Source organism: Cupriavidus sp. PET2-C1 (assembly GCF_054515855.1).
On record NZ_CM137260.1, the window covers coordinates 1,315,928 to 1,332,143 of the forward strand.

Genomic DNA, 16,216 nt, shown 5'->3' on the forward strand with positions numbered 1-16,216 from the left:
GTCGAAATCTCGCTGGATCCTAGCACGCGCAGGGTTTTTCATTCACATCAGCGCCGGTGTATCTCCGACACGAAATGCCAATTGTCATTTTTTGCAAAATTGTCGAATAACCCCACCGCTGTGGGGGGGTGCCGTCAACGTCTCATCCTGTAACCTGCGTGCGCAGCGTGGTCAGGGACTCGAAAGCCCGCTGTATCTGCAGATAATAATGAAAAGGAAATCCAATGGATATTAGAGAGAAATCCAGGTCGGGGATGAATCGCCGCACCCTGCTGACGCCCGCAGTTGCAGCGATCACGCTTGCCGTATTGAGCGCGTGTGGCGGAGGTGGAGACGGCGGCACGGCGACGACCCCGGCTGCCAAGGTAACGCTGCAAGGCACGGCAGCCAGCGGCGCCTTCATGGCCAATGCCCTGGTCACCGTCTATGACGCTGATGGAAAGGTCGTGGGCAGCAACACGGCGGATGGCAGTGGCCATTTTGAATTCGATGTCACCGCTTTTCGTGCACCGTTTGCGGTTGTCGCCACCGGCAGCAGCGGAGGCGATCAGCTGACCTATGTCTCGGTACTGGCGACCAAGCCGGCCAATGGCTCCGCCACCGTCAACGTGACGCCGCTGACGACCGCCGTGGCAGCGCTGCTGGTTGGTGGCAATCCCCTGGACCTGACGAAGTCGTCGGTGCTTGGTAGCAAGGCAAGCAGCGCCCAGGTGCAGCAGATCGTCGGCTTGCTGCGCGCCGTACTGGCCAATGTCACGAGCGATGCGGGACTGGACCCGACCGCCTTTGACCCGATTTCCACGCCCCTGAGCAAACAGGGGGAAGGTGCCGATAGCGTCCTCGACGTCATCCGGGTCACGCTGACCGCAAGCGGTGCAAAGCTGACCAGCACCGGCTCCGTGCTAGGCGACAACAATGCCGCGCACGAAGTCATCCTGACGCCGGGCTCGCTGGCATCGCCTCCGTCCGCGTTGCCCAAGCCCGAAGTCAAGACCAATGCAGCAACGTTCGAAGGCATCCGTGCCGCCCTTCAGGCCTGTTTTGCGCTGGATCCCACCGCCCGCGCGAATAGCACTAGCTTGCTTGGCGCTTGCAGCACCGCATTCTCCGGCGATTACCTGAACAACAGCTACACCGCTCGCGACGACCTGTTCACCCTGCTGGCTGCGAGCGACATGAAGGGCGCGAAGTTCGAGGCGCCGGTTGTCCTGTTCAATTCGACCAATGCCCAGAACCAGGCAACCGCGCTGGTACGCCTGCCCTTCGTTCGCGCCGACAAATCCACCGACCACATCACACGCATTGTCACCAATCGCGCGCCCGCCGGCTGGCAGTTGACGGGCAACCAGCGCAGCTACGAAGCCGCTGTCACGCGGAGAATCAGCAAGGTCACCGAGTTGAATCCGCTATCGGCGCAGGGGATCGTATCGCGCTATGAGAGTGCGCTGCGTTTTCTGTTCAACCCCGCCCGGGGCGCAGGTATGAATGTGCAACTGGTACGGGTGACGGGTCCGGGATTGCCGGCTGCGGGCATCACCCTCTCGCGCTCGCGTGTTTGCGGCAGCTTCAGCAACCTGGTGGTACAGAATCAGGCCGGATCGCTGACCTACGCTACGGACGATCCTGTGATGCCCAACGCGATCATCGGCACCAGCGGGCAGTCGAGCAGCACCGTGGTCCTGGCGGCCACGGCAATCGATAGCAGCCAGGCAGTGAGGTGGAGCGGGCTATCCAGCGGCGGCAACACGTACCTGTCTGCGGCCCTGCCGGACTCCGCCATCGAGAGCCTTCCGGCCCATGGCCGCTACAAGTTCGAGGTGTGGAACCGCAACCTCGACGCCAGCTACAAAACCAGCCTGGCAGCGGCTGACGATTCGTTCTACGTGACAACATCGGGCAGCGTGCTCACGCCGTCGGTACTGGCGCGGCAGACCTGGAACAGCATCGACGCGGGCAGCCTGGACTTTGTCACCACGGGGGGCAGCAAAACCGCGGCGCAGTCCGGCACGCAAATCAACTGGACGCAAAACGCGGAGACGGTCGACCGCGCCCTGGCGTTTGGCTCCCTGCAGAGTGCGGTGCCACTGCCCGAGCGCGTGCTGATTCAGGGATCGCCCGTCGCGCGGTCCGCTCGCAGCGATACGGTCCGTGCAACCAATTCGGCATCCAGCGCGATGACGGACTGCAGCACCGCCGTGTTCCCGGCATTCGGCTTGGCGGGCGACCAGCGCACTGTTGAAATCCGATCCACGACTGCGGACGACACGCAGAAGTTCGTGCGTATTGTTGGTACGGTGCGGTAACTGAGATGCTATCGCCGCTGACAATGGTCAGCGGCGATTACGCAATGAAAAAGGCCGGCAAGCGCCGGCCTTTTTCTATTGCGAATGATCTGGATATCGCCGTCTCGGGAATTCATCGCTATTTCCTTCGCCATTTCGATCCCGCAAAAGCAAAACCCCCCAGTACTTTCGTACTGGGGGGTTTCAAGGGAGAGCCTGGCGATTACCTACTTTCACACGGGTATCCGCACTATCATCGGCGTGGAGTCGTTTCACGGTCCTGTTCGGGATGGGAAGGGGTGGTTCCAACTCGCTATGGTCACCAGGCATAAACGGTGGCCGCGCTGAGGTTTGCTCAACGCAGCGAATAGGGATGTAGTAGGGGTTGTGCGTATCGGCCTAGCTGCTGGGCAGCGGCACGCGACACTCACACCAGGTAGAAACACACTGGTTATAGGATCAAGCCTTACGGGCAATTAGTACTGGTTAGCTTAACGCATTACTGCGCTTCCACACCCAGCCTATCAACGTCCTGGTCTCGAACGACCCTTCAAGGAGCTCAAGGCTCCAGGGAATCCTCATCTTCAGGCGAGTTTCCCGCTTAGATGCTTTCAGCGGTTATCTCTTCCGTACATAGCTACCCTGCGATGCCTCTGGCGAGACAACAGGTACACCAGCGGTACGTCCACTCCGGTCCTCTCGTACTAGGAGCAGCCCCCGTCAAGATTCCAACGCCCACGGCAGATAGGGACCAAACTGTCTCACGACGTTTTAAACCCAGCTCACGTACCTCTTTAAATGGCGAACAGCCATACCCTTGGGACCGGCTACAGCCCCAGGATGAGATGAGCCGACATCGAGGTGCCAAACACCGCCGTCGATATGAACTCTTGGGCGGTATCAGCCTGTTATCCCCAGAGTACCTTTTATCCGTTGAGCGATGGCCCTTCCATTCAGAACCACCGGATCACTATGTCCTGCTTTCGCACCTGCTCGACTTGTCGGTCTCGCAGTTAAGCACGCTTTTGCCATTGCACTTTAGGTACGATGTCCGACCGTACCAAGCGTACCTTCGAACTCCTCCGTTACACTTTGGGAGGAGACCGCCCCAGTCAAACTGCCTACCATGCACTGTCCCCGATCCGGATTCACGGACCAAGGTTAGAACCTCAAACAAACCAGGGTGGTATTTCAAGGACGGCTCCACGCAGACTAGCGTCCACGCTTCAAAGCCTCCCACCTATCCTACACAGATCGGTTCAAAGTCCAATGCAAAGCTACAGTAAAGGTTCATGGGGTCTTTCCGTCTAGCCGCGGGGAGATTGCATCATCACAAACACTTCAACTTCGCTGAGTCTCGGGAGGAGACAGTGTGGCCATCGTTACGCCATTCGTGCAGGTCGGAACTTACCCGACAAGGAATTTCGCTACCTTAGGACCGTTATAGTTACGGCCGCCGTTTACCGGGACTTCAATCAAGAGCTTGCACCCCATCATTTAATCTTCCGGCACCGGGCAGGCGTCACACCCTATACGTCCACTTTCGTGTTTGCAGAGTGCTGTGTTTTTATTAAACAGTCGCAGCCACCATTTTATTGCAACCCCTTCACCCTCCTGGCGCAGGCCAGTCAAGCTACAAGGGCGTACCTTATCCCGAAGTTACGGTACCAATTTGCCGAGTTCCTTCTCCCGAGTTCTCTCAAGCGCCTTAGAATACTCATCTCGCCCACCTGTGTCGGTTTGCGGTACGGTCTCGTATGACTGAAGCTTAGAGGCTTTTCTTGGAACCACTTCCAATTGCTTCGCAGCACTAGGCCGCTCGCCCCACATCCTTGAATTCCGCGCCCGGATTTGCCTAAGCGCCTTCTCCAATGCAGGGACCGGGACTTCCAACACCCGGACAACCTTCCGCGATCCGTCCCCCCATCGCATCATACGACGGTGCAGGAATATTAACCTGCTTCCCATCAGCTACGCATCTCTGCCTCGCCTTAGGGGCCGACTCACCCTACGCCGATGAACGTTGCGTAGGAAACCTTGGGCTTACGGCGAGGGGGCTTTTCACCCCCTTTATCGCTACTCATGTCAGCATTCGCACTTCTGATACCTCCAGCATCCTTTACAAGACACCTTCACAGGCTTACAGAACGCTCTCCTACCATGCACTTACGTGCATCCGCAGCTTCGGTGACTGGCTTAGCCCCGTTACATCTTCCGCGCAGGACGACTCGATCAGTGAGCTATTACGCTTTCTTTAAAGGATGGCTGCTTCTAAGCCAACCTCCTGACTGTTTTAGCCTTCCCACTTCGTTTCCCACTTAGCCAATCTTAGGGACCTTAGCTGGCGGTCTGGGTTGTTTCCCTCTTGACACCGGACGTTAGCACCCGATGTCTGTCTCCCGTGATTGCACTCTTCGGTATTCGGAGTTTGCTACGGCGGGGTAATCAGCAATAGACCCCCCAACCATGACAGTGCTCTACCCCCGAAGGTGAGACACGAGGCACTACCTAAATAGTTTTCGGAGAGAACCAGCTATTTCCAGACTTGTTTAGCCTTTCACCCCTATCCACAGCTCATCCCCTAACTTTTCAACGTTAGTGGGTTCGGTCCTCCAGTACGTGTTACCGCACCTTCAACCTGGCCATGGATAGATCGTCTGGTTTCGGGTCTACACCCAGCGACTGAACGCCCTATTCGGACTCGCTTTCGCTACGCCTTCCCTAATCGGTTAAGCTTGCCACTGAATGTAAGTCGCTGACCCATTATACAAAAGGTACGCCGTCACCCGTTTCCAGGCTCCGACTGTTTGTATGCATGCGGTTTCAGGATCTATTTCACTCCCCTCCCGGGGTTCTTTTCGCCTTTCCCTCACGGTACTGGTTCACTATCGGTCGATCACGAGTATTTAGCCTTGGAGGATGGTCCCCCCATCTTCAGACAGGATTTCACGTGTCCCGCCCTACTTGTCGTACACCTAGTTCCACAACGCTGTTTTCGCATACAGGGCTATCACCTGCTAGGGCCGGGCTTTCCATCCCGTTCTGCTAACAATGCTGCTAAAGAGTACAAGGCTCTTCCCATTTCGTTCGCCACTACTCTGGGAATCTCGGTTGATTTCTGTTCCTGCAGCTACTTAGATGTTTCAGTTCGCCGCGTTCGCTTCCCTGACCTATGTATTCAGTCAGGGATGACCCATAAGGGCCGGGTTTCCCCATTCGGACATCTCCGGATCAAAGCTTGTTTGCCAGCTCCCCGAAGCTTTTCGCAGGCTACCGCGTCCTTCATCGCCTGTGATCGCCAAGGCATCCACCACATGCACTTGTTCGCTTGACCCTATAACGAGTGTGTCTCAAACTTGCGTTCAAGCCGTGCTCGCTACAGGATGAGTTCTCGCATTTGTGCCGTATTCCAAGTCATCTTTCGATCACTTAAATACATTTCGGTTGATACAATCACAACCCGGTATCGTGTTTTACTGCAGCGTCTCATCAACGCTCACGACACCTTTACTACATCCCATATTTTTAAAGAACAGCCGACTGAGACTGGGTCTCCGGTCGTCTTGGCAAAGCCAAATGCAAGCGCTCAACGCTAAGCGCTTGCATTTGACCATGCAACGCAAGACACGCAACGCGCATCCTGGCTCCAACAATTAACAAACCGATAAGTGTGAACGCTCGACTTGAGATGCACGCTCTGAAAGGAGGTGATCCAGCCGCACCTTCCGATACGGCTACCTTGTTACGACTTCACCCCAGTCATGAACCCTGCCGTGGTAATCGCCCTCCTTGCGGTTAGGCTAACTACTTCTGGCAAAACCCACTCCCATGGTGTGACGGGCGGTGTGTACAAGACCCGGGAACGTATTCACCGCGGCATGCTGATCCGCGATTACTAGCGATTCCAGCTTCACGTAGTCGAGTTGCAGACTACGATCCGGACTACGATGCGTTTTCTGGGATTAGCTCCCCCTCGCGGGTTGGCAACCCTCTGTACGCACCATTGTATGACGTGTGAAGCCCTACCCATAAGGGCCATGAGGACTTGACGTCATCCCCACCTTCCTCCGGTTTGTCACCGGCAGTCTCTCTAGAGTGCTCTTGCGTAGCAACTAAAGACAAGGGTTGCGCTCGTTGCGGGACTTAACCCAACATCTCACGACACGAGCTGACGACAGCCATGCAGCACCTGTGTCCACTTTCTCTTTCGAGCACCTGATGCATCTCTGCTTCGTTAGTGGCATGTCAAGGGTAGGTAAGGTTTTTCGCGTTGCATCGAATTAATCCACATCATCCACCGCTTGTGCGGGTCCCCGTCAATTCCTTTGAGTTTTAATCTTGCGACCGTACTCCCCAGGCGGTCAACTTCACGCGTTAGCTACGTTACTGAAGAAATGAATCCCCAACAACTAGTTGACATCGTTTAGGGCGTGGACTACCAGGGTATCTAATCCTGTTTGCTCCCCACGCTTTCGTGCATGAGCGTCAGTGACGTCCCAGGGGGCTGCCTTCGCCATCGGTATTCCTCCACATCTCTACGCATTTCACTGCTACACGTGGAATTCTACCCCCCTCTGACATACTCTAGCCTTGCAGTCACAAGCGCCATTCCCAAGTTGAGCTCGGGGATTTCACGCCTGTCTTACAAAACCGCCTGCGCACGCTTTACGCCCAGTAATTCCGATTAACGCTCGCACCCTACGTATTACCGCGGCTGCTGGCACGTAGTTAGCCGGTGCTTATTCTTCCGGTACCGTCATCCCCCCGCCGTATTAGGGCAAGGGATTTCTTTCCGGACAAAAGTGCTTTACAACCCGAAGGCCTTCTTCACACACGCGGCATTGCTGGATCAGGGTTGCCCCCATTGTCCAAAATTCCCCACTGCTGCCTCCCGTAGGAGTCTGGGCCGTGTCTCAGTCCCAGTGTGGCTGATCGTCCTCTCAGACCAGCTACTGATCGTCGCCTTGGTGGGCCTTTACCCCACCAACTAGCTAATCAGACATCGGCCGCTCCTATCGCGCGAGGCCTTACGGTCCCCCGCTTTCACCCTCAGGTCGTATGCGGTATTAGCTAATCTTTCGACTAGTTATCCCCCACGACAGGGCACGTTCCGATGTATTACTCACCCGTTCGCCACTCGCCACCAGGATTGCTCCCGTGCTGCCGTTCGACTTGCATGTGTAAGGCATGCCGCCAGCGTTCAATCTGAGCCAGGATCAAACTCTTCAGTTTAATACCTGTGTGGTTCCGCGCAGTTGCCTGCTGAAACCTCGCTCTTTCGAGCGGTCGCTCACTCTCAGAAAACTGACTGGTTACGTCCGAAGACATAACCAATATGTTTTACTGTGCGAGCACTTTATAACTTGTAAGCTAAAAGACCGAAGTCTTCCGCATCCGCTATCAAGCGCCCACACTTATCGGTTGTTTGTTTGTTAAAGAACTTGCCACGGTTCGCTTTGCTTACCGCGTCGCTGCGTTTGCTGCAGCAGAGAAACGAGACTATAAAGAACTTTCTACGTTTCGTCAAACACTTTTAATCTTTTGCCGCTTCGGGAAGCTTTGCTATTTCTGCTTTGCCACCCTTGCCGCAAACCCCACAACCCTTGCCCCGTCTGCTTTGCAGCGCGTTGTTCGTGTTACGAGGGGGCGAATACTAAAGGGTCCAAGCCAGCCTGACAAGCCCTTTTCGGGAAATATTATGAGAGGCTTTTCGATCACCCTTTGTAGCGCACTTTCGGAAGCGACCCAAATAGGAAAGCAAGACGCGATGCGTGGCGCGCAGGCCGAGCCACCAAGGCCGACCACATCGAGCCACTACTCGGCTATGGCAGCCCGGCAAGCCCTGCCCCAACGGCACGAACAAAAAAATGGCCTGGAGCGCTTGACGCTTCAGGCCATTTTTTGTGCTTCTTTTACTGCTTGCAATAAGTGGTGCGGCTGGCAGGATTCGAACCCACGACCCCTTGGTTCGTAGCCAAGTACTCTATCCAACTGAGCTACAGCCGCACGCGAAGACGGCATTCTAGCGCAGTGAGAGAAAAATGCAAGTCCCTTCTTGCCTGCCGTCCTGGCTACCAGCGATAGCGCGCGCCCAGCGTGCCCCCAGGATTGCGCCCGGCTTTCAGCTTGACCCAGAGCTTGACGCCCCCGTTTGTGCTGCCGTGTGCGCCAAGGTTGACGGAGAGTAGCCCACGCAGCATGTCGGGATCGATGCGGGTGCCATTGATATTGATCACCTGCTTGCGGTCCTGCCAAAGATCCGCCTCGACAAAGGGGTAGACCCCGCCGACGCCGGTCAGCCGGGTTGGTTGCGTCCGGTAGACCCGCACCACCACCTCCGCGGCGCTTGTGTCCGCCGGCTGTCCGGAGAGAAAACCGGTTGCGCTCTTATCCAGGCCGGGCTGATAGGCGAGTTGCAAGCGCGACTGTATCGTCAGGCCGCCGCTGCGAGGCAATACGGTATCCAGCGCGAGCGCCATGCTTTGCATCCGGCCGCCAACAAACCCGGTGGCCGAAGTGGCATCGTCCAGCCGCAGGAAGAACTCGGCGTGTCGCGGCCGGCTGGCGGGTTCGGCATAAACCGGATCGCGCAAGGCCGCCGAGAGACCGGGGGCATCGTTGTCCGCGCTGGGTGAAGCCGATGCAGCTGAAGTACCGCCGCCCCAGGAGGACCACTTGCCGATCGACGCAACCAGCGGCGCCTGCATATCGCCACCGCTGACTGGCGCCACCGGCGACTGGGATTCGCCGGCAAGTTGCGCAACGGAATCGGGCTCGAGCTGGTCCCAGCCGAGACCGGTGTTGCTACCGGAGGGACGCTCTTCGGCCTGCGCCAGGGAGGCCACCAACATCGCAAGGATCGAGCAGCAACAAAGCCGGCAAGGATGGGGATGAGCGGCGTATGTGCAAAGCCCGGTCCCCGCGGTGCGTGCACCGCCTTGCGTCGCGCTCGCAGATGACACACCCCTGGCCATGACTGCAACCCCTGGCTGAAATGAACCATGTCGACTCTGTTTGAGCATAGGCCAAACAAAGCGCAAGCGTTAGGGGTTGGGCGCGCCTTGCGTGTGGCACCGTACAAGGCTGCCAGGCGAGCGGCCGGAACGTGCCGGCCGCTGGCACATTGCTATGCAAACCGGGGGCGCTCCGCTAGGATCGCGGCTGGCTGCCGGGACACAAGACGAAAGCTCGGCGAGCCAGCCGTACCAGTACAAGAAGAAGCGAAACAACGGAACAGCGGAAGATCCTGATGACCAACGACCCCATTGACCGGCCTGGCAATCCTGGCGAGCCCGATGCTTCAAAAATGAAACAGAATGGCACTGCCGGCAAGTTGCCGATCGCCCCGGTGCACAACGTCCTGCGCGACACGCGCGAGCTGCTGGGCAGCAGCGGCGAGCTCGAAGCCGGACGCGGCATGATCACTGCCATCCTTGCGCTGGCCCTGGGCGGACTGAGCCTGCTAGGTGTGATCGCCTTCCATTTCCCGCAATACCTGACCACGCCCGAACTACGCCACAAGTATTCGGTCGACGTGCTGCGTCATGTCCTGTTTGCCGCGCTGCTGGTGTCCGGCGGCATGTCGCTGAGCAACCTGGTGCTGGGCCGCAGGCGCAGCCTGAACGCCGCGGCATTCGCACTGGTAGCGCTGGCGGTGGCATTGGGCGGATCACGCGTAGCCGTGGGCGACTTCCCGGACCACACGCCGTATATCGGCCTGGACTGGTTCATCCTCGACCTGCTCGGCTCGACGCTGATCTTCGTCGTGATCGAAAAGATGTTCCCGCTCTATCGCGGGCAGGCCGTATTCCGGCGCGAATGGCAGACCGATCTGGTGCACTTCGCGGTCAACCACTTCATCGTTGGCCTGATCCTGTTGACGGTCAACTTCCTGATCTTCCGCTTGTTCGGCTGGCTGGTGCGCGACAGCGTGCACGCGTTCGTGGGTGGCATTCCCTTCGTGCTGCAACTGCTGCTGTGCATACTCGCGGCCGACCTGGCGCAGTACTGGACCCACCGCGCGTATCACGAGGTGCCCTTCCTGTGGAAATTCCACGCCGTACACCACAGCACCAAGACCATGGACTGGCTCGCCGGCTCGCGCCAGCACATGCTGGAGCTGGTGTTCACGCGCGTGCTGGTGCTGGCGCCGCTATACGTGCTGGGCTTCAACAAGGGCGTCATCGATGCGTACATCATCATCGTCGGCTTCCAGGCGGTGTTCAACCATGCCAATGTCCACCTGCCGTGGGGCCCGCTGCGCTACCTGGTGGTCACGCCGGACTTCCATCACTGGCATCATGCGTCGGATGACGAGGCGATCGACAAGAACTACTCGGCGCACTATGCCTTTCTCGATTACCTGTTTGGCACCGCGGTGAAATCCGGCAAGCGTTTCCCGGAAAAATACGGCGTAGTCGGCGACTACATGCCGGACGGCTTCGTGCGCCAGCAGCTATTCCCCTTCCGGCCGATGCCGCCGGCACGCAAGGACGACGAGGCATAAGTCGGTCCGGCAAGGTGGCATCGACGTACGCTCGCTCGGGGTCGAAGCCATGCAGGCCGGCGATATTCTGCTGCCGGCCAGCGCCCCATCGCGGATGGGGGCAAGACTAAGTGGCGTGCGTGGAGTGCGAGAAATAGGCCGCCTTGGGCGGCGGTGCCCTGAAATGGGCCGCTGAGAGGGGCCGGATGCCGCGCGGGTAGCAACCGCATGAAAGCGCGGCACAAAAGAAAAAGGCCGCTGCATAAGCAACGGCCTTTTTCATCGAGTCTTGGTGCCCAGAAGAGGACTCGAACCTCCACAGTGTTGCCACCGCTAGGACCTGAACCTAGTGCGTCTACCAATTTCGCCATCTGGGCTTCGTTTTGCCGCTTTGCTGCAGCGCTGCGAAGAACGACATTATGCAGAACACGGAATCTGCTGTCAACTCCCGCCCCGAAATTTCTTCGGTGTCCGCGCTCAAGGCTGAAAACAGACGTGCCCAGGCCTGCCATCCAGGTGCAAGGTCGCCGTGGCGGGACGCGTGCTGGCCACCACCTTGCCGGCCCGCAGAACCAGCAGTCGGGCGGCGCGCAGCCGGATCGCCTCGACCGCATCGCGTGCCTGCAGCAGCACCAGGTCGGCCCGGCAGCCCGGCGCGATGCCATAGCCTTCCAGGCCGAGGATGCGCGCCGGTGTTTCGGTGACGGCAGCAAAGCACGCGCGCATGGCGTCCTGCCCGGTCATCTGGGCCACGTGAAGCCCCATATGCGCCACCTCCAGCATGTCACCCGAGCCCAGGCTGTACCACGGGTCCATCACGCAATCGTGGCCGAACGCCACCGGCACGCCGGCGGCCAGCAGTTCCGGCACACGGGTCATGCCTCGCCGCTTCGGATAGCTATCGTGCCGGCCTTGCAGCGTGATGTTGATCAGCGGGTTGGCGATGGCCGCCACGCCCGACTCCCGAATCAGCGGGATCAGCTTGGAGACGTAGTAGTTGTCCATCGAATGCATCGAGGTCAGGTGCGAGCCCGTCACCCTGCCCTGCAAGCCAAGGCGCACGGCCTGCCAGGCCAGCGTCTCGATATGACGGGACATCGGATCGTCGCTCTCGTCGCAGTGCATGTCCACCCGCAGGCCCCGCTCGCAGGCCAGCTCGCACAGGATGCGCACAGACTCGGCGCCGTCGGCCATGGTTCGCTCGAAATGCGGGATGCCGCCCACCACGTCCACGCCCATGCCGAGTGCCCGCTTGAGATTGTCGAGCGCGCCCGGCGCGCGCAGCACGCCGTCCTGCGGAAAGGCCACCAGTTGCAGGTCAAGGTAAGGCCGGACCTTCTCGCGCACGTGCAGCAGCGCCTCGGTGGCAAGCAGGCGCGGGTCGCACACATCCACATGCGAACGGATCGCCAGCAGGCCCTTGGCCACCGCCCAGTCGCAATAGGCCAGCGCGCGCTCGACGATGGCGTCCTGCGTCAGCAGCGGCTTGAGCTCGCCCCATAGCGCGATGCCTTCGAGCAACGTGCCGGACTGGTTGATGCGCGGCAGGCCATAGGACAGCGTCGAGTCCATGTGGAAATGCGCATCGACAAATGGCGGCGTCACCAGTTGCCCCGCGGCATCGACCTCGGCAGCGGCAGGCGCCTTGAGCGCCGGTTCCACCGCCTTGATGCGATCGCCCAGGATGCCGATGTCGATGCCGGTGCGGCCATCGGGGAGCGTGCAGTTGCGTAGGATCAGGTCGAGCATGGTGCGGGCCTTGTCATTATGATTGCTTGCCTGGAATCAGCGTTCACCCTTGCGATAGGGCTTCATCAGCGCCTGCGGGTAGGCGGCGCGGCGCGCCACCAGCACCAGCGCGAGGATCGACAGCACGTACGGCAACATCAAGTAAAGCTGGTAAGGCAGCGGCGGCAAGCCGGGCAGGCTGGCGCCGCTTTGCTGCAGGCGCAGCTGCAGCGCATCGAAGGCGGCGAACAGCAACGCGCCGGCCAGCGCGCGGCCCGGCCGCCACGAAGCAAACACCACCAGCGCCACGCAGATCCAGCCCCGGCCGTTGATCATATTAAAGAAGAATGCGTTGAACGCGGAGAGCGTGAGGAACGCGCCGCCCACCGCCATCAGGGCGGAACCCGCCATGATCGCACCGATACGCATCGCGCCCACGCGAATCCCCTGCCCCTCCGCCGCGGCGGGATTCTCGCCGACCATGCGCACGGCCAGCCCGAGCGGAGTCCGGTAGAGCAGCCAGGCCACCACGGGCACCAGCCCCAGCGCCAGGAGCGTCAACGCAGTTTCCTCGCCAAACACCGGGCTCAACATACCGCCGATCAGCGGAATGCCGCCGATCCAGTGCATCGGGGCAAATGGCGTGATGGTAGGCGGCGTGGCCACCGAGGCAAAGCCGAGCCGGTAGGCATAGTAGGACAGGCTGGTGGCCAGCATGGTCACGCCCAGCCCGGCCACATGCTGGGACAGCGCCAGGCTCACGGTCAGCCAGCCATGCAACAGCCCGAAGGCCAGCCCGACACCGGCTGCCACCGCCACCCCGCCCCATAGCGGCGCACCGTGGTAGACGGCCAGCCAGCCGCCGAAAGCGCCAGCCACCATGATGCCCTCGATGCCAAGGTTGAGTACGCCGGCACGCTCGCACAGCAGCACGCCCAGCGTGCCGAAGATCAGCGGCGTGGCCACGCGCAGTACCGCGATCCAAAAGGGCGCCGAGGCCACGATGTCGAGCAGTTCCATCAGGCCACCTTACCCGGGGCATCGAAGCGGATGCGGTAGCGTGCCAGCATGGTCGCCACCAGCATCGCGAGCAGCGCCACCGCCACGATCACATCGGCAATGCTGTTGGGCACGCCCACCGCGCGGCTCATGCCATCCGCCCCCACCAGCACCCCGGCCACGAACACCGACGCCGCCACCACGCCAAGCGGATGCAGCCCCGCCAGCATCGCGATGACCACGCCCGCATAGCCATAGCCGGGAGAAATATCGAGCGTGAGGTAGCTGGTGCGCCCGGCCACCTCCACCACGCCCGCCAGCCCCGCAAGCCCGCCGGACAACAACGCGGCCCACATCGTCACGCTGCGCACCGGCATGCCCGCGAAGGCCGCAGCCCGTGCATTGGCGCCTACCGCGCGCATCTGCAGGCCAAACACCGTGAAGCGGTTGAGCGCCCACAGAATCACGGCCAGCGCGCTGGCCAGCAACAAACCGCTGTGCACGCGCGAACGCTCAACCAGCTTGGCCAGCTCCAGCTCCGGCACCAGCGCCACCGATTGCGGCCAGCCCATCGCGGTGACGTCTTTCATCGGGCCATCCAGCATCATCGAGACAAACAGCAGCACGATGAAATTGGCCAACAGGGTCGTGACCACCTCATCCACGCCGAGCCGGGTCTTGAGCCACGCGGCCCCGAGCAATAACATGGCGCCGGCCAGCATGCCCGCCACCACCATCAGGACAAAGAGCAAGCCCATGGGCAGTTGCTGCGCCCAGGGCGCAACCGCGCCATCGACCTGGCCGCCAACCGCCACAGCGGCCAGCGCACCGAGGTAGAGTTGCCCTTCCGCGCCGATATTGAACAGCCGCGCGCGAAAGGCCACCGCCACCGACAAACCAGTCAGGATCAGCGGCGTGGCGCGCGTGAGCGTTTCCGACCACGCAAAGCGCGAGCCAAAGCCGCCTTCCAGCAGTTGCGCATAGGCACGTCCAACCGGTGCGCCGGCCCAGCGCACCAGCAAGGCGCAGATCAGCAGCGTGGCAAGAATGGCGACGATGGGCGCGGCCAGCATGGCCACGCGCGAAACGCCGGTACGGGCTTCAAGCCGCATGGAGGGCCTCCTCCTTGCCCGCTTGCGCGTGCCGGCCACCGCCCGAGCCCGCCATGGCCAGGCCGAGCTCGCCCAACGTCCACGCCGCCGTAGGCCGCGCTTCGGTCAGATGTCCGGCATGTATCACGGCGATGCGGTCGGCCAGTGCGTGCAGCTCGTCCAGGTCCTCCGAGATCAGCAGTACGGCTGCACCTTCGCGCGCTGCATCGAGCAGGCGGGCGCGCACATAGGCTACCGCGCCGATATCGAGCCCCCACGTAGGCTGGCTGGCCACCACAAGCAGCGGCGCGCGGCCCTCACCCCGCACCGAGAGCGCCCGGCCCAGGATCAGCTTTTGCATATTGCCGCCCGACATGGTTCGCGCCGGCACATCGAGGCCGGCGGTGCGCACATCAAAACGCGCCACCAGATCCCGCGCGAACCGCTGCGCGGCGGCGCGCCGGATGATGCCCCAGCGCGAAAAGCGCGGCTCGCAGAGTTGTTCGCTCGCGGCGTTCTCCCACACGGCAAGATCGCCCACGACGCCGACCGCATGGCGATCCTCCGGCACGCGTGCCACGCCAGCGCCTATCCATGCGCGGGGCTTGGCGGGCATCGGCTTGCCTGCCAAGGTGACACACCCCTCGCTAGCCTCCAGCGTGCCGCTGGCCAGCTCCGCCAACGCGGCCTGCCCGTTGCCGGAGACACCGGCAATGCCGACGATCTCGCCGGCACGCACCTGCAGGCTGACCTCGCGCAGCAGCGCGCGCCCGTCCGCGGCCCGCGCGCCTACGTGCTCCAGCGCAAACACGGGCGCCGCCGCGTTGCCAGCTGCGCCCTCCTCGACACTCGGCCGCGCCGCGCGTTCCGGCATCGCTACCACGCGGCCGACCATCAGCTCTGCCAGTTCGGCCTTGGTGGTCTGCGCCGCGGCGCACTGCGCCACCAGCTTGCCGCCACGCAGTACCGCGATGCGGTCGGAAACTCGCAGCACCTCATCAAGCTTGTGGCTGATAAAAATCACAGACAATCCTTCGGCGATCAGTTGCGCCAGCGTGGCGAACAGCGTCTCGGCCTCGTGCGGCGTCAAGACGGCAGTCGGCTCATCGAGAATCAGCACGCGGGCGCCGCGATACAGCGCCTTCACGATCTCCACGCGCTGGCGCTCTCCTACCGACAGCTCGCCAACCCTTGCCTGGGGGCGCACCGCCAGGCCGAAGCGCGCAGCCAGGGCCAGCACCTTGTCGCGCGCGGCGCGCCGCTCAAGGCGCCATTGCCACAGCGGCTGGGTGCCAAGCATGATGTTGTCTAGCACCGAGAGATTGTCGGCTAGGGTGAAATGCTGGTGCACCATGCCGATGCCGGCTGCCAGCGCCGCGCGCGGCTGGCCGGGCGGCAACGGCCGGCCGTCCACCTCCACCGTGCCGGCGTCTGCCACGTAGTGCCCGAACAGGATGCTGACCAGCGTGCTCTTGCCGGCGCCGTTCTCGCCCAGCAGGGCCAGCACCTCACCGCGCCGCAACTCCAGAGAGATATCGTCGTTGGCCACAAGCGGGCCGAATCGCTTGGTAATGCCGGCAAGGCGCAGGATAGGTGTGAGCATGGATGGCTGATGATGGCGTTCAAAAGCG

General features: G+C 61.1%; 7 protein-coding genes, 2 tRNA genes and 3 rRNA genes. 2 read left to right on the forward strand and 10 right to left on the reverse strand.

The window, feature by feature from the left end:
- Positions 1-224 precede the first annotated feature (224 nt).
- A complete protein-coding gene (locus tag ACX12D_RS25905) occupies positions 225-2,303 on the forward strand; it encodes a hypothetical protein (protein ID WP_459376311.1) in 2,079 nt (692 codons plus the stop codon).
- Positions 2,304-2,496: 193 nt separating this feature from the next.
- Here the strand turns inward: ACX12D_RS25905 and rrf are convergent.
- The 5 genes from rrf to ACX12D_RS25930 all read right to left on the reverse strand — a co-directional run bounded on the left by rrf (position 2,497) and on the right by ACX12D_RS25930 (position 9,133).
- Positions 2,497-2,609 (reverse strand): 5S ribosomal RNA (rrf, locus tag ACX12D_RS25910).
- Positions 2,610-2,737: 128 nt separating this feature from the next.
- Positions 2,738-5,616: ribosomal RNA gene (locus ACX12D_RS25915) — 23S ribosomal RNA — on the reverse strand.
- 366 nt (positions 5,617-5,982) lie between these two features.
- Positions 5,983-7,514, reverse strand: a 16S ribosomal RNA gene (locus ACX12D_RS25920).
- Together the 16S, 23S and 5S rRNA genes form the textbook arrangement of a ribosomal RNA operon.
- A 697-nt stretch (positions 7,515-8,211) precedes the next feature.
- Positions 8,212-8,288, reverse strand: a tRNA-Arg gene (locus ACX12D_RS25925).
- 65 nt (positions 8,289-8,353) lie between these two features.
- Entirely contained in the window at positions 8,354-9,133 is a 780-nt protein-coding gene (locus ACX12D_RS25930) for a hypothetical protein (protein ID WP_459376312.1), read from the reverse strand.
- A gap of 455 nt (positions 9,134-9,588) precedes the next feature.
- Here ACX12D_RS25930 and ACX12D_RS25935 point away from each other — a divergent pair, with 455 nt between their 5' ends.
- Positions 9,589-10,788, forward strand: a complete 1,200-nt coding sequence (locus ACX12D_RS25935; protein ID WP_459376521.1) for a sterol desaturase family protein — start codon at positions 9,589-9,591, stop codon at positions 10,786-10,788.
- Between the two features lie 269 nt (positions 10,789-11,057).
- Here the strand turns inward: ACX12D_RS25935 and ACX12D_RS25940 are convergent.
- From ACX12D_RS25940 to ACX12D_RS25960, 5 genes are all read right to left on the reverse strand, one after another.
- Positions 11,058-11,144, reverse strand: a tRNA-Leu gene (locus ACX12D_RS25940).
- A 100-nt stretch (positions 11,145-11,244) separates the two neighbouring features.
- Positions 11,245-12,516: an amidohydrolase family protein gene (locus ACX12D_RS25945; protein WP_459376313.1), complete on the reverse strand. Its 1,272-nt coding sequence runs from the start codon at positions 12,514-12,516 to the stop codon at positions 11,245-11,247.
- A 36-nt stretch (positions 12,517-12,552) separates the two neighbouring features.
- Complete coding sequence (locus tag ACX12D_RS25950) at positions 12,553-13,518, reverse strand: ABC transporter permease (protein WP_459376522.1); 966 nt, start codon at positions 13,516-13,518, stop codon at positions 12,553-12,555.
- Complete coding sequence (locus ACX12D_RS25955) at positions 13,515-14,606, reverse strand: ABC transporter permease (RefSeq protein WP_459376314.1); 1,092 nt, start codon at positions 14,604-14,606, stop codon at positions 13,515-13,517. The genes ACX12D_RS25950 and ACX12D_RS25955 overlap by 4 nt, the downstream gene beginning before the upstream one ends.
- A complete protein-coding gene (locus ACX12D_RS25960) occupies positions 14,596-16,188 on the reverse strand; it encodes an ABC transporter ATP-binding protein (protein WP_459376315.1) in 1,593 nt (530 codons plus the stop codon). Before ACX12D_RS25960 ends, ACX12D_RS25955 begins: the two co-directional genes overlap by 11 nt.
- Positions 16,189-16,216 lie beyond the last annotated feature (28 nt).

Coding starts and splice junctions, on each gene's coding strand:
- ACX12D_RS25935 (WP_459376521.1), top strand. CDS start 9,589: ATGAAACAGAATGGCACTGCCGGCAAGTTGCCGATCGCCCCGGTGCAC.
- ACX12D_RS25930 (WP_459376312.1), bottom strand. CDS start 9,133: ATGTTGGTGGCCTCCCTGGCGCAGGCCGAAGAGCGTCCCTCCGGTAGC.
- ACX12D_RS25960 (WP_459376315.1), bottom strand. CDS start 16,188: ATGCTCACACCTATCCTGCGCCTTGCCGGCATTACCAAGCGATTCGGC.
- ACX12D_RS25945 (WP_459376313.1), bottom strand. CDS start 12,516: ATGCTCGACCTGATCCTACGCAACTGCACGCTCCCCGATGGCCGCACC.
- ACX12D_RS25905 (WP_459376311.1), top strand. CDS start 225: ATGGATATTAGAGAGAAATCCAGGTCGGGGATGAATCGCCGCACCCTG.
- ACX12D_RS25955 (WP_459376314.1), bottom strand. CDS start 14,606: ATGCGGCTTGAAGCCCGTACCGGCGTTTCGCGCGTGGCCATGCTGGCC.